This window comes from Bacteroidota bacterium (assembly GCA_035506275.1).
In the GTDB taxonomy this organism is placed as follows: Bacteria; Bacteroidota; Ignavibacteria; order UBA10030; family UBA8401; genus JAGVPT01.
Genome location: DATJPT010000008.1, coordinates 531,928 through 550,699, shown reverse-complemented (window position 1 = coordinate 550,699; position 18,772 = coordinate 531,928). Strand labels below are relative to the sequence as shown.

Annotated in this window: 18 protein-coding genes; 15 read left to right on the top strand and 3 right to left on the bottom strand. The window is 52.6% G+C overall.

Annotated features, from left to right (window positions below; genetic code table 11):
• Positions 1–195: 195 nt before the first annotated feature.
• Complete coding sequence (locus VMF88_07720; protein ID HTY10945.1) at positions 196–582, bottom strand: hypothetical protein; 387 nt, start codon at positions 580–582, stop codon at positions 196–198.
• A gap of 179 nt (positions 583–761) precedes the next feature.
• Between VMF88_07720 and VMF88_07715 the strand changes: the two genes are divergently transcribed.
• The 15 genes from VMF88_07715 (at position 762) to VMF88_07645 (ending at position 16,499) form a co-directional block, all read left to right on the top strand.
• Positions 762–1,751, top strand: coding sequence for a MoxR family ATPase (locus VMF88_07715; protein HTY10944.1), 990 nt, complete (start codon positions 762–764; stop codon positions 1,749–1,751).
• 81 nt (positions 1,752–1,832) lie between these two features.
• The gene (locus tag VMF88_07710) at positions 1,833–2,708 is read left to right on the top strand and encodes a DUF58 domain-containing protein (protein HTY10943.1); all 876 of its coding nucleotides are present in this window, start codon (positions 1,833–1,835) and stop codon (positions 2,706–2,708) included.
• Between the two features lie 28 nt (positions 2,709–2,736).
• Positions 2,737–3,696 carry a hypothetical protein gene (locus VMF88_07705; protein ID HTY10942.1) on the top strand — a complete coding sequence of 320 codons (960 nt, stop codon included), beginning with the start codon at positions 2,737–2,739 and terminating at the stop codon, positions 3,694–3,696.
• A 1-nt stretch (position 3,697) separates the two neighbouring features.
• On the top strand, positions 3,698–4,681 hold the full coding sequence (locus VMF88_07700; protein ID HTY10941.1) for a VWA domain-containing protein: 984 nt from the start codon (positions 3,698–3,700) through the stop codon (positions 4,679–4,681).
• 67 nt (positions 4,682–4,748) lie between these two features.
• Positions 4,749–5,813, top strand: a complete 1,065-nt coding sequence (locus VMF88_07695) for a VWA domain-containing protein (GenBank protein HTY10940.1) — start codon at positions 4,749–4,751, stop codon at positions 5,811–5,813.
• A 74-nt stretch (positions 5,814–5,887) separates the two neighbouring features.
• Positions 5,888–6,577, top strand: a complete 690-nt coding sequence (locus VMF88_07690; GenBank protein ID HTY10939.1) for a tetratricopeptide repeat protein — start codon at positions 5,888–5,890, stop codon at positions 6,575–6,577.
• Positions 6,578–6,641: 64 nt separating this feature from the next.
• Positions 6,642–8,438, top strand: coding sequence for a BatD family protein (locus VMF88_07685; GenBank protein ID HTY10938.1), 1,797 nt, complete (start codon positions 6,642–6,644; stop codon positions 8,436–8,438).
• Positions 8,435–9,193, top strand: coding sequence for a tetratricopeptide repeat protein (locus tag VMF88_07680; protein HTY10937.1), 759 nt, complete (start codon positions 8,435–8,437; stop codon positions 9,191–9,193). The genes VMF88_07685 and VMF88_07680 overlap by 4 nt, the downstream gene beginning before the upstream one ends.
• 132 nt (positions 9,194–9,325) lie before the next feature.
• Positions 9,326–9,481 (top strand): hypothetical protein, encoded by a 156-nt coding sequence (locus VMF88_07675; GenBank protein HTY10936.1) that lies wholly within the window; start codon positions 9,326–9,328, stop codon positions 9,479–9,481.
• Positions 9,482–9,586: 105 nt separating this feature from the next.
• Positions 9,587–10,252 carry a response regulator transcription factor gene (locus VMF88_07670; protein ID HTY10935.1) on the top strand — a complete coding sequence of 222 codons (666 nt, stop codon included), beginning with the start codon at positions 9,587–9,589 and terminating at the stop codon, positions 10,250–10,252.
• 85 nt (positions 10,253–10,337) lie between these two features.
• Entirely contained in the window at positions 10,338–11,000 is a 663-nt protein-coding gene (locus tag VMF88_07665; protein ID HTY10934.1) for a response regulator transcription factor, read from the top strand.
• Between the two features lie 43 nt (positions 11,001–11,043).
• On the top strand, positions 11,044–11,541 hold the full coding sequence (locus tag VMF88_07660) for a hemerythrin domain-containing protein (GenBank protein HTY10933.1): 498 nt from the start codon (positions 11,044–11,046) through the stop codon (positions 11,539–11,541).
• A 179-nt stretch (positions 11,542–11,720) separates the two neighbouring features.
• Complete coding sequence (gene tkt / locus VMF88_07655) at positions 11,721–13,724, top strand: transketolase (protein ID HTY10932.1); 2,004 nt, start codon at positions 11,721–11,723, stop codon at positions 13,722–13,724.
• Positions 13,725–13,751: 27 nt separating this feature from the next.
• Positions 13,752–15,158, top strand: a complete 1,407-nt coding sequence (locus VMF88_07650; protein ID HTY10931.1) for an MFS transporter — start codon at positions 13,752–13,754, stop codon at positions 15,156–15,158.
• Between the two features lie 363 nt (positions 15,159–15,521).
• A complete protein-coding gene (locus VMF88_07645) occupies positions 15,522–16,499 on the top strand; it encodes a BamA/TamA family outer membrane protein (GenBank protein HTY10930.1) in 978 nt (325 codons plus the stop codon).
• A gap of 15 nt (positions 16,500–16,514) precedes the next feature.
• Here the strand turns inward: VMF88_07645 and VMF88_07640 are convergent, their stop codons facing one another.
• Positions 16,515–17,228: a hypothetical protein gene (locus VMF88_07640; protein ID HTY10929.1), complete on the bottom strand. Its 714-nt coding sequence runs from the start codon at positions 17,226–17,228 to the stop codon at positions 16,515–16,517.
• 20 nt (positions 17,229–17,248) lie between these two features.
• Positions 17,249–18,757 carry a bifunctional UDP-sugar hydrolase/5'-nucleotidase gene (locus VMF88_07635; protein HTY10928.1) on the bottom strand — a complete coding sequence of 503 codons (1,509 nt, stop codon included), beginning with the start codon at positions 18,755–18,757 and terminating at the stop codon, positions 17,249–17,251.
• Positions 18,758–18,772: the final 15 nt, after the last annotated feature.

The window sequence follows — 18,772 nt, the reverse complement described above, 5'->3', positions numbered from 1 at the left end:
GGAGGACTGGCTAAGCGCCCGCTTTAAACTTAGACAGGGTTTTTAGCGAAGTCCTCCGTTTTCAGGAGGACTGGCTAAGCGCCCGCTTTAAACTTAGACAGGGTTTTTAGCGAAGTCCTCCGTTTTCAGGAGGACGCGCTAAGCGCCCGCTTGTCTCTTAAAAGATACAAATTGCTTCGTGAACAATCAAATGTTTTATTCCGGAATCGGCCGTCCCATTTGACTGTAAATCCCCTCAATCAAATTAATATTCTCCTTCGCTTCGCTATTGGTCGGATCGATCGTCGCCACGAACCTGTATTGACGCAAGGCCGAAGGGTATTTTTCTTTCGGCGGAAGAAGCGATTCGTACATCAAAAAATTCGCATATTTCATATGAGCATCGACCTGTTCCTTCTTGACAACCTCGTCGCTGGGACTGGCTTTGCCGAGGTCATCAATGAGCGCTATCCCTTTTTCAAAATCCTTATTGGCGATCAATTTCGCCGCTTCGTCGATTTTTGCCGGATCGGCCTTTTTCTCTCCGCATCCTGCAGCGAACAGAAGTAACAACATGGCATATGCCATCAACGTCTTTGTCATACTTACGCCTTTTAATGATGGGGAATTGTGTAACGGCTATGGAAAAATTACGAATTATTTTTGTTGGAACCAAATTCTTTTCGCGAATTTGGTTTTATGCGGAACATTTTTAAATTAGAAGCAGTCTAACTTCATTGTTGCCATATAATTACGCTAGTTTATTCATGTTCGGAGGCTGAATGCAGCACGATATTAAGGCCATCAACGAGAAGATCCAGCGCGAAAGCGCTTTCATCGACCTCCTCACGATGGAAGTCGGAAAGGTTATTGTTGGACAAAAAAATATGATGGAGCGGTTGCTCATCGGATTGCTTTCGAACGGACACATCCTTCTCGAAGGCGTCCCCGGTCTTGCAAAAACTATGGCCGTGAAAACCCTGGCGGCGGCGATACAGGCAAAGTTCCAGCGCATACAATTCACGCCGGATCTGCTTCCTGCCGATTTGGTTGGAACGCTTATCTACAATCAAAAAGATTCGAAGTTCCAGACGAAAAAAGGACCGATCTTCGCTAATTTCATTCTGGCGGATGAAATCAACCGGTCGCCGGCAAAAGTCCAGAGCGCGCTCCTTGAAGCGATGCAGGAACGCCAGGTGACGATCGGAGAAGAAACGTTCAAATTGGAGGAACCGTTCCTCGTACTTGCAACGCAAAACCCGATCGAACAGGAGGGAACGTATCCGTTGCCCGAAGCGCAGGTCGATCGATTCATGCTGAAGGTCAAGATCGACTATCCGACGAAGGACGAAGAGCTTCAGATCATGCGGCAAAATGTGGCCGGAACCGAACTGCAGGTAAAGCCGGTGGTGACGACGAAAGAGATCATCAAAGCGCGTGCGGTCATGGGGGAAATTTATATGGACGAGAAGATCGAACGGTACATTCTTGAGATCGTCTTTGCAACACGGAATCCTAAAGAGTACGGAATTCCGGGAATTGCGCAGCTGATCAGTTACGGCGCATCGCCCCGTGCGACGATCAACCTTGCTCTTGCGGCAAAAGCGTTCGCCTTCATCAAGCGGCGGGGATACGTCATCCCCGAAGACGTCCGCGGGGTCAGCCTCGATGTGCTGCGCCACCGCGTCGCCGTTACCTATGAGGCCGAAGCCGAGGAGGTGACGTCGGAGAATGTTGTACAGGAGATTTTGAATAAGATTGAAGTACCGTAATCAATGAACAATGACCAGCCGGCGATCAACAACGATTATAGTGTTCATTGTTAGCCGTTCATTGTTAGCAGTTCATTGCCCATGACCACTCAAGAGCTTCTCAAAAAAGTACGGCAGATCGAGATTAAGACGCGCGGGCTGGTGAACCACGTCTTCTCGGGGGAGTACCATTCGGTCTTCAAGGGACGCGGAATGGAATTCTCGGAGGTTCGCGACTACCAGTACGGGGACGACATCCGGTCGATCGACTGGAACGTTTCGGCGCGGTTTAATCATCCGTTCGTCAAGATTTTCGAAGAAGAACGCGAGTTGACGGTCATGCTGCTGGTCGATCTGAGCCGTTCGGAGAATTTCGGCACCGCTTCGGCGATGAAGAATGAGATTGCCACGGAGATCTGTGCCGTGCTCGCGTTTTCGGCGATCCGGAACAACGATAAGGTCGGCCTTATCCTCTTCACGGATAAGATCGAAAAGTTCATTCCACCCAAAAAAGGGAAAGCTCATATTCTCCGCATCGTCCGCGACCTGCTTTCGTTCAATCCGGAGGGGAGCGGGACCGACATCAAAGGCGCTCTTCAGTACTTGAATTCGGTCATCAAGAAACGGTCGATCACATTCCTCATCTCCGATTTTATCGATCAAGGCTACGATGCGGCGCTCCGCATCGTGAGCAAGAAACATGATGTCATCGCCGTCACGATGAGAGACCCGCGCGAGCGGGAGATGCCGAGGGTCGGTCTTATGAAATTGAAGGACGCGGAATCGGGGCGCGAGCGCTGGGTCGATACGAGCAATATTCACATCCAGCAGGCATTCCGGTATTACTGGCAGCAGCATGAAGAGCGATTGAAGAAATTATTTGTGTCCACCAAAGTTGACAGGATCGATATCCAGATCCAGAATCCGTACATCAAACCGCTGGTCGATTTTTTTAAGTTGCGCGAGCAGCGGCTGTAAAGAGTGGAAAAGGAATCAGCGGGAAGTAATGAATAGCAGGGAAAAAGTTTTGACGCACTTCAGCGCCATCCTCATCATTGTTGCCGTCAACGTTTCGATCGCTTTTGGTCAGGATGTTTCGGTTACTGCGACAGTCGATTCAACCCATATCACGATGGGCGACTGGCTGAGCGTGAATCTGCATGTACAACATGCCGATTCGACGGAGATTGCATGGAGCGCGTTGAAAGATACGCTCGGAGTCTTTGAGATTGTCCGCCTCGATACACTGCCGAAAGTTGTGGACGGACATACCGTGACCGAAGGACGCAAGGTTGTCGTCTCTGCCTACGACTCCGGTTCATTTGTTATCCCCCCGGTTCTTATAGCGTATACACACCCCCCCGATACCGCAAGATATTTTGTTCAATCGGATCCGTTGACCATTCGGGTCTCTTCCGTTGAGGTTGACACATCCAAAGCGATCAAAGATGTGAAGCCTCCGATCGGCATTCCGCTGACATGGAAAGAAATCGCCCTGTATTCGGGGATCGTTCTTCTCATTTGCGGTCTTCTGTATGCCGGCTATTACTTCTATCGAAGACAAAAAATCAAGGCGGGAGAAATTGTCGAAGAGGAAGCGCCCAAAATTCCGCCGCACATTCTTGCGATGATGCGGCTGAAGCAGCTGAAAGAAAAACGGGTATGGGAGCAGGGAGACGCCAAGGCATTTTACTCGGAAGCCACGGAAATTATCCGGCAGTATTTTGAAGGACGGTACGGCATCATGGCGCTAGAGATGACGTCGGACGAAGTGTTTGCTCAGCTCAAACAGTTCAACTTGGAGCCCGATATCTCGTCGCTGATCGAGGACCTTTTTGTGAGCGCGGACCTCGTGAAGTTCGCAAAATATTCTCCCGTTCCCTCGGAGAACGAAGCTGTCATTCCCCAAGCGCTGGATATTGTTGAGCGGACAAAACCGAAAGAAGAGGTGCCGCAGAATGCTTGATGTGACATTTGCGAACAAAGGATTTCTCTTCCTCTTGCTGCTGATCCCCGCGTTGTCGGTTTGGTATTACTTCCGCCAGAGGAATCGGGAAAGCGACGTTCGGTATTCCAGCCTTCTTCCGTTCTCGGAGATCCCGTCCACGCGGAAGGAGCGGGCTCGTCACCTCCCGTTTATTCTTCGCATGGCCGCGCTCACCCTGCTGATTCTGGCGCTCGCCCGTCCGCAATCGACGTCGCACGGCGAAAATGTCTACAGCGAGGGGATCGATATTATTTTGGCTCTCGATATTTCGGGGAGCATGCTTGCCGAGGATTTCCATCCGAACCGCATCGAGGCCGCGAAGAATGTCGCCGAAGAATTTATCAACGCTAGAACGAACGACCGCATCGGCCTCGTCATCTTTGCGTCGGAAAGTTTCACGCAGTGTCCGCTCACTGTCGATTACGCTGTTCTTAAAAGCCTGCTCAAGCCCGTGAAGCCCGGAATGATCGAAGAAGAAACAGCCATCGGGCTCGGCATCGCGAATGCCGTCAACCGGCTGAAGGACAGCAAATCAAAAAGCAAGGTCATTATCCTGCTGACAGACGGCGTCAATAATCGGGGAGAGATCGACCCGATCACCGCCGCCCAGATCGCCGCGACATACGGCATCCGGATCTACACCGTCGGCATGGGGACGAACGGCGAGGCGCCGTATCCGGCGCAGACCCCGTTCGGGATCCGCTATCAAATGATGAAGTCCGACCTGGACGAAAACGCGCTGACAAAGATTGCGGAACTCACGGACGGAAAATATTTCCGCGCCACCGACAATGCAACGCTCGAGAAGATCTACAAAGAAATTGACAGGCTTGAGAAGACCCGGATCGAGGTCCGCACATACCGGCGGTATTCCGAACTGTTCTATTCGTATGTCGGTTTTGCTTTACTGCTCTTGATGGTCGACGTCGGTCTTTCGAAAACATGGCTGAGGAAACTTCCGTGATGCGGCGTAACAATGTGATCGACCAAGCGCTACGCCCCACCGACCCTGGACGACGGACGGGAACACAATGATACGCTTTGCACATCCCGAATATCTCTATTGGCTGGCGCTTGTTCCGCTGACATGGGCGCTCTTTTGGTTTGTCGGCCGGAAGCAGCGGGAGGCACGGGAAAAATTTTCCACTTCTGGAATGTTTGAGCGGCTTGCGTCGGAATCGAGCGGAGCGAAGCGGGTGACAAAATCCATCCTCGTGCTCGGAGCGGTTGCGTGCATCGTTGTCGGTCTCGCTAATCCGCAGGTCGGCATCCGCCAGGAAGAAGTGAAGCAGGAAGGGGTCGATATATTCATCGCCCTCGATGTGTCGCTCTCGATGAAGGCCGAAGACGTCAAGCCGAACCGGCTTGCCAAAGCGAAGTACGAGATCAACAATCTTATCGGCCGGCTGGCCGGCGACCGGATCGGACTGATCATTTTTTCCGGCGAGAGCTACGTGCAATTCCCTTTGACGACAGACTACAGCGCGGCAGACCTTTTCCTGGATGCGGTCGATGTCGAATCGGTGCCTACTCCGGGGACAGCCATCGGAAGCGCGGTCGAGAAAGCGATGAAATCTTTCGACCTGAACACGCCGACGAAAAAGGTTTTGGTGATCATCACCGACGGCGAAGACAATGAGGGGGATGCGATAGGACCGGCCGAGGATGCAGGCAAGAAAGGCGTGTTGATCTATACCATCGGCATGGGTTCGCCGGCGGGGGCTCCGATCCCGATCTATGACGCCGGCGGCAAACAAGTGGACTTTAAGCGGGATCGAGCAGGCAACGTCGTCTTGACGAAGCTGGATGAGACTACGTTGGAGAAAATGGCAACGCTCGGGAACGGCAAATACTTCCGTGCAACGAACAGCCAGGATGAATTGGACGTGATCTATAAAGAGGTGAATGCGCTTCAAAAGAGCGAGTTCGGGACAAAACAATTCACTGATTTTGAGGACCAATTTCAGTATTTTATCGGATTAGCGCTCCTTTTGCTGGTCATTGACGTATTCTTGTCCGACAAAAAGATTCCCTGGCTCGATAGGATTAATCCATTTAAAGCGATAGCTGTCGATAACGATGAAAGTATTGTTTAGGGGAAAGGTCTTAATAGTTCTGAACAAAGCGCCAAGAACCGGGCACCATTGACATGAGATCTCGTTTCTTCACGATGCTTATTCTTCTCGCGGGCGTGAGTGCTTTTGCCGAAGCGCAGTCCGTTCGTTCGCATATCAGCGACGGCAATTCTCTGTATAGAGATCAAAAGTATGCGGACGCCGAGGCGGAATATCGAAAGTCGCTGGAAAAAGACAATCAGGTGATGCAGGGGTACTTCGACCTTGGCGATGCGCTGTATAAGCAGCAGCGGTATGATGAAGCCGTGCAGAATTATCAGAGCGCACTCACAAAGACGAAAGAGCCGAAGGTCCAGGCGCAGCTTCACCATAACATCGGAAATTCGCATCTTGAACAGAAAAATTATCAAGAAAGCATCGGCGACTACAAACGATCCTTAAAATTGAATCCGGGCGACGAGGACACGAAATACAATCTCGCCTACGCAGAGGAAATGTTGAAGCGGCAACAACAGCAGCAGAAGCAACAACAGAACAAGCAAAACAAGAACGATAAGGATCAAAAAAAGGACCAGCAGAAGCAGCGGGACAAGGACAAGCAGGATCAGCAAAAACAAAATCAGCAGCAAAATCAACAAAAGCAGCAGCAACAGCAGCAAGAAAAGCAGATGTCCCGTGCCGAAGCCGAGCGGATATTGAACGCGTTCACGAACGACGAAAAGAATGTTCAGAAACAGCTTCACAAGAAACAAGTAGTGAGGGGAAATGTGGAAAAAGACTGGTAGTTGAAAGGTGAATAGAGATAAGATAAAAGTGAAAAGTCGCATTGCGGCAATAGGCTTGGTGTTGATGGCCGTTCCCATATTCCTTTCGGCACAGAATATCACGTTTACGGCCGCGGTTGATAAGAGCACCGTTGCGCAGGATGAGCAGTTTACGTTGGAACTGACGTTGAACGGAGGGGGCATATCGGGAGGAGGTGTGCCGAAATTGCCCGACATGAGCAAATTCATGATCCTCTCCGGACCGAACCAGTCGTCGAGCGTTCAGATCATCAACGGTTCCATGTCGTCGTCGGTGACATACAGTTATGTCATCCAGCCGCGCGAACCGGGGAAATTCACTCTCGGGTCGGCGACGATCGAAAAAGGGGGAAAAGAATATTCTTCGCAGCCGATCGAGATCACCGTGGTCAAGGGGAGCACAACGTCAAAGCAATCCGGAGCGTCCGGACAGGCTGCCGGTCAGGATGCACAGGTCGGCGATAATCTTTTTCTGCGGGCAACAGCAGACCGAACGCGCGTTTTCCTCGGCGAGCAAGTGACGGTGACGTTCAAAGTGTACACGAGAGTCAGGATTTCCAACTATACCATCGAGAAGCTGCCGGCAATGACCGGTTTTTGGGGGGAGGAACTTTCGGTCCCGCAGCAAGTGTCCTTGACGACTGAAGTCGTCAACGGCAAGCAGTACCAGGCCGGATTGTTGAAAAAGGTTGCCCTTTTCCCGACGCAATCCGGAACGCTTGAGGTGAATCCTCTGGAAATTGTTTGCCAGGTCCAGATGCAGAACAAGAAGCGTTCGAACGACTTTTTCGACCAATTCTTCAACGATCCGTTCTTCAATAATTTTGCCACGTCGAACGTCACTATTAAGAGCGCGGCGGTGAAAGTGACCGTGCTTCCTCTGCCGAAGGCAGATGTTCCGTCATCGTTTAAAGGAGCCGTTGGAAAGTTTACGATGAGCGCCGGCGTCAGCAGCTCGAGCGTGAAAGCAAACGAACCGGTGTCGCTCAAGGCGACGATCGGAGGCTCCGGCAACATCAAGATTCTTGAAGCTCCGAATCTTGAAATTTCCAACGACTTCGAAAAATACGACCCGAAAGTCACCGAGAACATCGACCGGACCAGCGGCGTGGTGAACGGCTCGAAGACATTCGAGTGGCTGCTCGTTCCGCGGTATCCCGGACAAAAAAGAATTCCTCCGCTCGAGTTCTCCTACTTTGACCCGGCCAGAGAAAAGTACGTCGTGTTGAGGTCGAACGCCTTCGACCTGAACGTTGAAAAAGGAAGCGCCGAAGCTCCGCAGCTTGTCACCGGATTTTCGAAAGAAGATGTGAAGCTGCTGAACCAGGACATCCGCTTCATTAAAACAAACGCCGGTTCGTTCCGCAGGAAAGGTGGGGAGATCCTTCCCGTCTCCACGGTGGCGATCATTACGGTGCTGCCCCTGCTCGCTTTCGTCGGCCTTGCGGCGTACCGCCGAAAGACCATGAGGGAACTCTCGGACGTTGCAACGTTCCGGTCGCGCAAAGCGATGAAAATTGCTTCGAAGAAGCTGAAGGAAGCGAAGACGCTGCTTCAGTCGGAGAATTCGGAAGCATTCTACGCCGAGGTCTCCCGCGCGCTCTGGGCATACGTTTCTGACAAGCTTTCCATCGACCGTGCCGAACTTTCCATCGACAATGTGATGAAACAGCTCGAAGAGAAACCCATTTCTGCTGAGGTGGTGACTCGCTTGAAGGAGTGCCTGGAGGCTTGCGAATTTGCCCGGTATGCACCGGCGAGCTCGCAGCAGGAAGAAAAGAGCAAGATCTACGAAATGGCCAGCAGCGTTATCATTTCGACGGAGAAGGAGTTGAGCAAATGAAACGATTCTTGCCCCTCCTGTTCCTCATGAGCGCGATTGGAAGCGTTTCGTATTCGGACGAAGCAGGCCGGACGTTTGATCAGGCAAATCAACTCTATCTCCAGGCGAAATATCCGGATGCGATCGCCCTGTACGAAAAGATCATCCAAAGCGGTTTTGAGAGCGGGGAGCTTTACTTCAACCTTGGCAACGCATACTACAAAAACGGCAACGTCCAGAAAGCGATCCTCAATTACGAACGGGCGAAAGAGCTTCTGCCGCGCGACGAGGATGTGCAATTCAACCTTCAGCTGGCCAACCTTCAGGTGGTGGATAAGATCGATGCCGTGCCGCGGATCTTTGTGTACCGCTGGATCGATACCATGCTCACGCTCTTCTCGCTCTCAACGATGGGATGGATCGTGTACGCGTTCTATCTTCTCATGCTGCTCTCGTTTGCCGTCCTGTTCTTCGTGAAAACGTACACTCAAAAAAGGGTCGCGATGTTCGGCGGATTGCTCTTTTCGGCTCTTCTCATTCTCACGATGATCGGCTACGGAGTCCAATCCTATAAAGAATCGAATACCGAATTTGCAATCGTCATGAGCGATGTCGCGAACATCAAAGCGGCGCCGGACAGCAAGGGAAACGATCTCTTCGTCCTCCATAAGGGGCTGAAAATTCAGGTGCTGGATGACGTCAATCATTGGCGGAAAATCCGTCTCGCCGACGGAAAGATCGGCTGGATTCCCGAAGAGGATTGTGAGAGCATCTGATCGTCTTCTTTTTATATCCCCGTTCTGAGCGTTTGCATCGCAGCGCCGTCACCGCCTACCATTCCGCGTCAGCAAAAGAGATCGGTTCTACACTCGGTACTAGTGTCTTTTGCTGGAATGGCATGAAGAAAAATGTTCACCCTGGTCCCGCAGAAAAGCGGCGGGACGCGGCGCTCTCTTTCTCTCAAAGGGATGGCTTCGCCGGACGCGCTCCGCGTCTTCCCCGAAGGGCCGCTGCTTGCTCTTTTATTTCAATCCGTCCAGATGCAAAAGGCCCCGCTCCTCTAAACCCGCCGGAATTGACAATTCCAGATATAGTTCATACATTTACGCAGTGAGTTCAAGCAAAAGCGGGAAGGGATTCTGCCAACTCGTTAGTCCGGCCAATATTCCATGAAGAAAATTAAAATACTCGTTGTTGACGACCATCCGCTTGTTCGGTTCGGCGTCATCAACCAATTGAAGGCGTATGAGGAATTCGTCATTGTCGGGGAAGCGGAGGACGGCGAGGACGCCATTGCAAAGACGAAGGCGCTGGGACCCGACCTTGTGATCATGGATATATTCATGCCGGGTCTGTCGGGCATTGAAGCGACGAAACTGCTGAAGAAGAAATACCCGACTCTCCGCGTGCTGATCCTGACCGGTTTTGAGAATGAAGATTATGTCTACCAGATCATCCGTTCCGGCGCCGGTGGGTATGTGTTGAAGAGCGTCGAGAAGGAGCAGCTTGTTGAAGCAGTTCGGTCCGTGATGAAGGGGGAAAAATTTTTCAGTCCCGGTATCTCGAAGCTTATTGTTGAGAATTTCATCCGGAAAGCTGAGGGGCAGAAAATGCAGCCGCTTTCGGATGAGGAGGTTCTCACGAAGCGGGAACGGGAAATCCTCGCCCTCGTTGCGGACGGGTTGACCAATCAGGAGATCGCCGAGAAGTTGTTCATCAGCGCTCGGACCGTCGATACCCATCGCACCAACATCATGCAAAAATTGAACATTCACGACGTCGCTAACCTCGTCCGGTATGCCATCGACAAAGGCATTGTGCAGACGAAAGATTGATGCTGGCCTCATTCAACGCGCTCGCATTCGGTTGCGACTGCACTCGATACCTCATGTCATATTTTTTTGACCGACATTGCCGGCCATGAAGAAGATACAAATTCTGATCGTTGACGATCATCCTCTTGCGCGATTCGGGATTCGAAACCAATTGAAGGATGTGGAAGATTTCACCGTCGTCGGCGAAGCAGAGGATGGGGAGGAGGCTCTCGCGAAAGTGAGGGATCTTCGCCCCGACCTTGTGATCCTCGACCTCTTTATTCCCGTCATCTCCGGTTTCGAAGTCGCGAAGCTCGTCCGCCGGGATTTTCCCAGCTCACATGTGCTCATTCTCACGGCATATGAGCAGGAAGAATATCTTCATCAGGCGCTTGAGTTCGGAGCGGAAGGCTACCTGTTGAAAAGCGCGGAGAAGGAAGAGCTTATTGCGGCGGTCCGCGCCGTGCTGAAGGGAGAGAAGGCATTCAGCCCGCGGATCAACGAATTGATCGTCAAAGGATTCCTGAGCAGACGCGAGCAGTCCAAGACTTCTCAGCCGCCGTCGGTGCTTCTCACCGCGCGTGAAAAGGAAATCCTTGAACTTGTTTCGCGCGGACTGACCAATCAACAGATCGCACAGAAGCTTTTCATCAGTTCAAGGACGATCGATACACACCGGACGAACATCATGCATAAGATCGGCGTTCACGACGTCGCGCATCTTGTCCGCTATGCCATCGAACACGAACTGATTAAAGACAAAGAATAGTTTTTCCCCTCCGCTCTTCTTCAGTTGCAAGAAAGGATTTCGTGTGGCCGGCCCCGTGTATGATTTCTTAGCTCGCGACCACGAACGGCTCGATGATTTGCTTGCCCGTTCGCTCTCCAACACCGGGACGATCGATGAGGAAGCGTATGGTGAATTCCGCCGTGGCCTCCTGCGTCATATCAGCATCGAAGAAAAAATACTTCTCCCTGCCGCACAGCAGCACAGCGGAGGAGTACCGCTGCCGATAGCAGCGAGAATACGTCTCGACCATGGAGCGCTCGTCGCACTCATGGTTCCCCCTCCGACGAGGCCTCTGGTTTCGACGGTCCGATCCATCCTTGCAATTCACAACGAACGGGAAGAAGAAGTCGACGGTTTGTATGAAGCCGCTGAACATGCGCTCGGAAAGAATGCGGATGAGCTGGCGGTTTTGATGAAGAGCGCCGCCGAGGTTCCCGTGCTCCCCCATAACCCCGATCCCAAGGTTTTGGAGGCCACGCGCCGCGCGGTCGAGCGCGCCGGGTATACGATGGAATATTGAACGCTCCGATGAAAGGTTCCGGCGAACGCGGTGTCCTTCTTTTACTTTATATTTTTTTTCCCTATCTTCTATCTGCAATACGCTCATTTACTTCTTGTGTGAAGTCTTCTCTTCATATTCCTCGTGGGAAGGCCGATCCTTCGTACTGAAAATCATACAACATTCATTGGGAGTCTTACGTGGATAACAACCCTTTAGATCAACTATGCGTCGATACGATCAGGACGCTCTCCATCGATGGCGTACAAAAAGCAAATGCGGGCCATCCGGGAATGCCGATGGGAGCCGCGCCGATGGCATACGTTCTTTGGACGCGGTTTTTGAAACATCATCCCGCCAATCCGCACTGGCACAACAGAGACCGCTTCGTGTTGTCGGCAGGACACGGTTCGATGTTGCTTTACAGTCTCTTGCATCTCACCGGCTACGACCTCTCGCTCGATGATTTGAAACATTTTCGCCAGTTCGGGAGCAAAACTCCCGGGCACCCGGAATATCACTTGACCGCCGGAGTTGAGACCACCACCGGCCCGCTTGGCCAGGGTTTTGCGAACGGCGTCGGTATGGCGATCGGAGAGCGATATTTTGCAGCGCGGTACAATCGGCCGAATTTCGAAGTGATCGATTATACCATTTACGGCATTGTCAGCGACGGCGATCTGATGGAAGGCGTGGCGTCGGAAGCGGCTTCCCTCGCCGGGCATCTGAAACTGGGCAACATCATTTACCTGTATGACGACAACCATATCAGCATTGATGGAACGACTGAGTGTGCATTTACCGAGGATCGGATGAAGCGCTTTGAAGCGTACGGATGGCATGTCCAGTCGGTTGCCGACGGAAACAATATCCAAGCGATCGATGCGGCGATTCGCGCCGCCCAAGCGGTGACCGACCGCCCGTCGATCATAGCGGTGAGAACGCACATCGGCTTCGGAAGCCCGAACAAACACGATACCGGCGAAGTCCACGGCACGCCCCTTGGCGAAGAAGAATTGAAGCTGACAAAGAAAGCATATGGATGGGATCCCGAGAAGAAATTCTTCATCCCCGCCGAGGCGCTCAACCATTTTCGCGAAGCGGTTGAGAAGGGGAGAGCCGCCGAGGATGAGTGGCAAAAATTATTTTCCCGGTATCAAAAAGTCCATCCCGATATCGCAATGGAACTAGAAGAGCTGTGGCAGGGGAAGCTGGGGAATGAATGGAAAAAAGCCCTCCCGAAATTCGGCACGGATCCTGCTGCAGTGGCAACGCGCGAGGCATCCGGCAAGGTTCTCAATGCAATTGCGCCGTATTTGCCGGGCCTGCTCGGCGGATCGGCAGACTTGCGCCCGTCAAACAATACGTTCCTGAAAAATTATCCCGAATTTCAGCCGGGAAGTTACGACGGGAAGAATTTCCACTTCGGCGTCAGGGAGCACGCGATGGGGTCGGTGCTCAACGGAATGGCGTTGACCGACGGACTCATCCCGTACGGCGGGACGTTCCTGATTTTTTCGGAATACATGCGTCCCCCGATTCGTCTTGCTGCGCTGATGGGCATCCGTCCGATCTACGTCTTTACGCACGACAGCATCGGCCTGGGGGAGGATGGCCCGACGCATCAGCCGATTGAACAGCTTGCTTCCCTCCGGACCATCCCAAATATCACGGTCCTTCGTCCCGCCGATGCGAACGAGACATCAGAAGCATGGAAGTACGCCATCGAGCATCACAGCGGTCCGGTCGCAATGGCGCTCACGCGTCAAAAAGTACCGACGATCGACCGCACCACGTATGCCTCGGCCGAGAATTTCTGGAGAGGTGCATATACGCTTGCTGAGAGTTCTGCAAAGCCGCAGATCATCCTCATCGGCACAGGGTCCGAAGTTCAGTTTGCCATCGGCGCTTATGAACGTCTCTCGGAGAAAGGATTCGCGGTGCGAGTGGTAAGCATGCCGTCGTGGGAATTATTCGAACGTCAGACGAAGGAATACCGCGAAAGCGTTTTGACTCCCTCCATAAAAAAACGGATCGCCATCGAAGCCGGCGTGCCCCTCGGCTGGAACAAATATGTCGGGGATGAAGGAGTGATCATCGGCATCACAAAATTCGGCGCGTCGGCCCCGTACGAAGTCCTTTACAAAGAGTACGGCTTCACCGTCGAAAACGTTGTGAAGAAAGCGGAAGAATTGCTTGCATAATTCGTCCGGTATCTCAGAGAGAGGGTAATGGAATCTTCCTCATTGGAACGGCCGGAGATCGCGCCGGAGTTTCGGAGGCGGCGCGTCGTCAATTGGATGTCGCTCGGTCTGCTCTACGCGTCGTTCTATATGACCCGTTACAACTATACGGCCGTCGCCCCGACCCTTGCCGATCTGTTCGGATGGAAGAATACCGATCTGGGCGTGTTCGAAACATTGATGCCGTTGGTCTACGGTCTTTCAGTTGTCCTCAACGGTCCGTTTGCCGACCGCGCCGGCGGGAAGAAAGCGTTTCTCTTCGGCGCCGTCGGAGTCGCGCTGATGAATGTCCTATTCGGACTGGCAAGTTTTGCCGTCTCTGTTCCGGCAGTCTGGGAAGGGACCGGCCTCGCGCGGCATGTTGTGACGCCTGCAATGCTAAACTTTGGACTCTCCGGAGGGGCGATCCTGACGCTGATGGCTATCGTGTGGGGCGTGAACGGCTATTTCCAGTCGTTCGGCGCCTTGTCGATCGTGAAAGTGAACGCCCAGTGGTTCCACGTCCGTGAACGGGGAACGTTTGCCGGAATCTTCGGCGTTCTCATCCGCTTCGGATTGCTCCTTGCGTTTCAGGGAGTGCCGCTGATCCTTCTCGTGCTGCCGTGGCAGTATGCTTTTTGGATCCCCGGCGCCTGCGTCGCAGTGTTGACCGTCGTCAATTATTTCCTCATGTTCAACTCTCCGAAGGATGCCGGACTGGGAGACTTCAACACCGGCGACGAAGCCGAAGCAGACGAGAACAAGCCCACGTCGCTGGCCTTCGTCATCAAGAAGGTCTTTGCTTCACGCATCATGTGGATGATCGCCCTCGGCTCGATGATGATCGGTTTTGTTCGGCGGAGCGTTGTCGACGCCTGGTGGCCGAAATATTTTGTCGATTTCCACGGCGCCAACAAGTCTGCGTTCGCTACCTATCTTCCGTATATCATCGCCACATGGGGTATCGCGCTGGCCGGCATCGCGGGGGGGTTCGTTTTTGGGATCGCCTCGGACAGGACCTTCGGCGGACGCCGGGCGCCGGTGATTACGTTCGGGTTCATCGGGATGGCGGTCGTGCTCGCCCTTTTCGGGGTTTCCGACCTGTGCAATTTTGGCCCCGTTGTTGCGGCTTCGTGTCTTGTCCTCCTTTCATTTTTCGTCAACGGCGCGCATGGAATGATCGGCGGCGCGGCATCGATGGATTTCGGCGGCAGGCGTGCTGCAGCCTCCGCCGCCGGACTGTTCGATGGGATGCAGTATCTTGCCGGCGCCTTTGTCGGAATGGGTGTTGGGTACATCACCACAACATGGGGATGGGGGGCGTGGCATTGGGCTCCGATTCCGTTTGCGTTGGCAGGAGCGTACGTCATGTCCCGGTTATGGCACGAATTGCCGAAAGGCAAAGCGGCGCATTGAGAGCGAAAAGGTCCCCCCTTCTATGTGGTTGCCAAACCAATAAGCTTGAAGAGATTCAGTTTTTTTAAAGAAGAACGCCGGAGAGATGATGAAATTACGGGTGGTTGTCTGACTGCAGAATTTATTGAAGGCGGAAACTTTGAACGATCATTTGCATAAGATTGTTCAGAACTATTTTGATCCTCAAACAGGATGGAATGCGGGCTGGCATGAGGACTCTTTTCTCACTCTCGAATGACATTGAAGTCCGGCGCAGTATTTCTTCTTTTGTTCTCTTTAGGATGCTTATCCCTTCCGCAAACGGGGTCGGCGCAGGGCTTTAGTGGGGACACCGTGGGCGCAAAACGATCGGGGGTTTATCCTTTGCCGATATTTTTTTACACTCCCGAAACCGGTTTCGCCGGAGGCATTGCGGCCCTTTATCTGCACCGCGATACGGCCTCATTCTACAACCGTCCTTCCGACATCACCGGTGATGTCATTTACACAGAAAAACAACAGGTGATCGTGGAATTGAACGGGGACTTTTATTTTGCTGACGGCGATTATCGATTGTTGACCGACGTGTCCTACAAAAAATACCCGAATAGCTTTTTCGGAATCGGCAATGACGTTCCCTCCAATGCACGAGAGAGCTATACTTCAGAAACAGTCTTTGGAAAGATTGTCCTCTACCGGAAAATTTATTCGGAAGTCAGCATTGCACCGACCATCCAATATGAATCTTCGGCCATCGTGCAAACGAAACAGGGGGGATTGCTTGAGTCCGGTAACATTCCGGGGAGCGGCGGCGGAAAAGTGGTCGGAGCCGGTGTCGTTGCCAACTGGGATTCGAGAGACAAAACGTTCGCAGCCTATTCGGGGAGCTTCTATCAGGTGACGGGGATTGTCAACGGCAGGTCGTTAGGCAGCGATTTTGCCTATTCGGACCTTGAAATCGACTTGCGCAATTTTTTCCAAACTTATCAATCGCAGGTACTGGCATTGCAAGTGACCTCGCAGATCCTGAGCGGCACTCCGCCGTTCCAGGACCTGGCGCGTTTCGGGGGCCAGGATTTTCTCCGCGGATATTTTGACGGCCAGTACCGGGACAAGACCGAGATCGGCGGTCAGGTTGAGTATAGAATTCCGGTCTGGTGGAGGTTTGGTGTTGTCGGTTTTGCCGGCATGGCTCAGGTTGCCGACCAGGTCTCCCGATGGAGCTTGTCCGAATTCAAGTTTGCCGGAGGCGGAGGAATCCGCTTCGTCTTGAATCGCGAGGAACGGGTCGCGATCCGGCTCGATATGGGGTTCGGCAGCCATTCTTCCGGAACGTACCTCACTGTAACGGAAGCTTTTTAGATCTGCTGCCTCTCCTTATTTTTTCATCCCCCAAAGTTTGGACGTGACCCTTTCTAACTCTTTGCCGATCAGCGCGGGGTCCAGAGTTTTCTCAGGCTCGTTTTCAAACGCCGCGTACGGGATTTTGAACCCCTTCACCTCGATGAAATTCGGATCCTTCTTTTCGAGCTTTTCCCAATCATTCGTCTTGTAGTAAAATTCCATCTTCTCATCAGGGAGCGAATGATAAAGAATGGAATCTTCCTGTCCTTTTCGCGCCCGTCGCCGGTTCTTGCGGACAGATTCGTCGTACGATACGCGGATGTACATGAGCGCCGCCCGCTTCAGAATTTCTTCGTGCATGAACGACAGCGCCTCGTAAATGCCGTTGTCCCCCCCGCGCGCGAATTCGATCAGCGTCGTCCTCGAATCGTGGTACGACGGATCGCGAGCAAGTTTTTTTCGGTATTCGAGGCTAAGCCTTTCGATGTACAGATTCCAGGTGAAATGATCTTTGAACCAGTATTTGTCGTCCGACCAGACGCGCGGCCTGCCGTTCCGGCTCAGGATGTCGTCGACCTCGAACGATTCCCACACATAGAGAAAATCGTCCAGTTCTTCGAAATCGGCGATGTGGAACCGTTCGAGGCGCTCCTCGGGGTCCGCTCTTTTAAGGAAGTCGATGACCTCCGATTTTCCCGCTGCCGGCCGGCCGGTGATGATCAGGATCGGAAAATGTTTGCCGCTCATTCGATTGTCCTTTGGATAAATTACTTGTCTTCCTTGAATCTGTTTTCAACCTTGGAGTCGATGATTTTTTCATCCTGCACTTTTTTCTCTATTGCTTCAAAGACGGTCTCCTGGAGATAGACCGGCTTGGCAATTTCAATACCGAGATAATGCCGCGCTTCGCCGACAAAATAATCGCTCGCAGCCCCGATGTAGGTTCCCGATTCGTCGAATGGCTTGCCGTTGATTTCCAGCTTCACAATTTCTGTCTTTCCGTCGGGAGTTTGTTTCCATTCGCATCGGATTCCCGACGTCTGAATCTTCAAGTGTCTCTCGATATAATTCAATACGATCGCTTTCATTTCGGCGCCGGTCAGCTGAAAGGTCGTGAGGATATTGCGGAACGGGAGGACCTCAAAAACATCGCGCTTTGTCACCGGGCCGGCAGAGACGTTTTTCCTGATGCCGGCGTCGTTCATAAAACCGACGTCGGCATGAGCCGCTTCGCGCTGCGCGTCCGCGAGAAAATCACCGATCCCTGATTCATTGTTGTCGTCGCGGATCCAGTCTTCTTTAAGCGTTCCGAGGACCTGGCTGTAATCTTTTTCAATGCCGTGCTGAACGGAGTCAATGAACAAAGATAATGCCGTTTTCGGCCGCGAGCCGTTATACCACAATTGGATAAGCTGCCCGTTGTATTGTGTCACTTTCTTGTTCTCGACCGTCAGGTCGAGGACGCCGAGGTTCTCGCAGTAGGAGCCGGTCTGGACGATGATGACGCCATTCACGAATTTCGGCTTTTTCAGCCTGGTGTGAGAGTGTCCGCCGACGATCACGTTGAGTCCGTGCACCTTCATCGCTAGAACCGAGTCATCCTCGACTCCTTCGTGGCTGAGCGCAACGATCAAATCCGTTTTGGGGAGAAGCTCGTCGATGTATTTCTGAGTCGTTTCAACCGGCGAAAGCACTTTGATCCCCACAAGCATCGTTTGATTCACAAGCCCGTATAACCCCTGGGACATGACGCCGATGACGCCGATCTTCAGCCCGTTTTTTTCGAGGATGACGAACGGCTTGTTGTTGACGGGGTATTCTCCCTTGTCGTTTACAACATTCGCAGACACGGTCGGGAATTTGGCGATGGTCGTCAATTGAAGGAGATTCTTCTGGCCGAGGTCGAAATCGTGGTTCCCGAGACACCAGACATCGCAATTCATCATGTTCAGCATTTCGAACAACGCCCCGCCGAGCGCTCCTTTGTATTCGTACTCCGTGATCGGATTGCCGGTCATGACGTCGCCGGCATCGAGATAGAGCGTTGCACTGTTGATTTTCCTGATGCTGTCGAGCGCAAAGGAGAGTTCGTTGATTCCGCCGATCATCGGTTTAGGCGTTTCTCTTACCCATGTTGCTTCATGGGGAATAAAATTCGCATGAATGTCGTTCGTGTGAAGGATCGTGACCGATTTCGGCTGGGATGCCAGCTGGAACGTGACCAGCATCCAGAGACTTCCGGTGAGGAACAAGGCTTTAAGGGTTCGCACGCGCATAGGAAATTAAAAGTT